Raw genomic sequence first — 1,060 nt, forward strand, 5'->3', positions numbered from 1 at the left:
GATAATACTCCTATTGAGCCGTACCATGATAAAAAGTCAATTTCAAAAGAAATTACTTTTGATAAAGACACCACCGATGTAAACAAACTCAAGGCAGTTTTGCTGAAAATGGTCGAAGAAATGACTTTTGAACTTCGGCAAAAACAGCAATGCACTGGCTGTGTTTCGGTCAAAATTCGCTACTCTAATTTCGATACCCATACTAAGCAATTCAATATTCCATACACGACCGACGACCAAACGATTATTGATAAAGTAACTGAGCTTTTTGAAAAACTCTATGACAAACGGCTTTTGATTAGATTGGTAGGTGTACGATTCAGTAAATTAGTGCAGGGTTTTAGCCAAATCAATCTGTTTGATAATACCGCCGAAATGGCTGGTTTGTACCAAGCAATGGATAAAGTACGAATCAAATACGGCAGTCGGCTCATTGGTCGAGCGTTTGGAATGGTACTTTACTCAACCCGAAAACCTAGATTTATCCGCAAAAGCAATTATCAGTCAAACAAAACCCCTATTCATCGTCAATGTATTTGAACTGTCATTCTTATTTTAGTCTTCGTTATGGTACAATTCCCATCCAAGACCTTGTAAATAAGGCCGTTGAGTTGGGAATTGGCTGCTTGGCATTGACTGATATTAATACTACTTCAGGAGTTTTTGATTTTGTAAAAGCCTGCAATGCGGCCAATATTCGGCCAATAGTGGGAGTGGAGTTTAGAAATGGTGATGAATTAAAGTATATCTGTTTGGCAAAAAACAATGAGGGTTTCCGAGAAATCAATTATTTCCTGACTGAATATCTATCTAAGAAAAAGGATTTTCCGAACAAAGCTCCTTCATATCAAAATGCTTTTACAATTTATCCGCTTGATTTTCTGGAAACAAGTCCTGTTTTAGAAAATCATGAATTTATTGGCGTTCGTTTTTGGGAGATTCCCAAAACTTACCGTTTTCAGAACAAGCAGGGTTTTGAGAAAATTATCGCTATTCATACACTTACTTTTTTCAATAAAATCTATTTCAATTTGCATAGACTTTTACGAGCCATTGACCA

1 protein-coding gene and 1 pseudogene are annotated in these 1,060 nt (G+C 36.4%); both read left to right on the forward strand.

Annotated features, from left to right (window positions below; genetic code table 11):
• Nucleotides 1-540 (forward strand): annotated as a pseudogene (locus tag ACOVO2_RS17385) (DNA polymerase IV); the annotation flags it as partial.
• On the forward strand, nucleotides 531-1,060 hold a 530-nt coding region (locus ACOVO2_RS17390), incomplete at its 3' end, for a PHP domain-containing protein (RefSeq protein WP_421771200.1). The pseudogene ACOVO2_RS17385 and the gene ACOVO2_RS17390, both read left to right, overlap by 10 nt.

Origin of the sequence: Emticicia sp. (genome assembly GCF_049241225.1) — a bacterium.
Classification (GTDB): domain Bacteria; phylum Bacteroidota; class Bacteroidia; order Cytophagales; family Spirosomataceae; genus Emticicia.